Source organism: Myxococcus llanfairpwllgwyngyllgogerychwyrndrobwllllantysiliogogogochensis, from assembly GCF_006636215.1.
GTDB classification, from domain to species: Bacteria; Myxococcota; Myxococcia; order Myxococcales; family Myxococcaceae; genus Myxococcus; species Myxococcus llanfairpwllgwyngyllgogerychwyrndrobwllllantysiliogogogochensis.
Map to the genome: position 1 here is coordinate 1 of NZ_VIFM01000679.1, position 518 is coordinate 518.

The window sequence follows — 518 nt, forward strand, 5'->3', positions numbered from 1 at the left end:
ATTCCACGATCTCGCACCTGGGGCTCATCACCCTGCTGCTCGGGCTCAACAGCCCGCTCGCGGCGGTGGCCGCGGTCTTCCACATCATGAACCACGCCACGTTCAAGGCGTCGCTCTTCATGGCCGCGGGCATCATCGACCACGAGAGCGGCACGCGCGACATCCGGCGCCTTTCGGGCCTGCGGCGCATGATGCCGATCACGTCCACCCTGGCGACGGTGGCGAGCGCGGCGATGGCCGGCGTGCCGCTGCTCAACGGCTTCCTCTCGAAGGAAATGTTCTTCGCGGAAACCGTGTTCCTCGAGGCCTCGCCCATCGTGGCCACGGCACTGCCCGTGGCGGCCACGATCGCCGGTGTCTTCAGCGTGGCCTATTCGCTGCGCTTCACGGTGGACGTCTTCTGGGGGCCGAAGGCACAGGATCTGCCGAGGGAGCCGCACGAGCCGCCGCACTGGATGCGCGTGCCGGTCGAACTGCTGGTGCTGGCCTGCCTCGTGGTCGGCATCTTCCCGGCCTGG

Annotated in this window: 1 protein-coding gene; it reads left to right on the forward strand. The window is 68.1% G+C overall.

Annotated elements, in window-relative coordinates; translation table 11 throughout:
• The coding region (locus FJV41_RS49990; RefSeq protein ID WP_281291668.1) for a proton-conducting transporter transmembrane domain-containing protein at positions 1-518 on the forward strand (518 nt) is incomplete at both ends.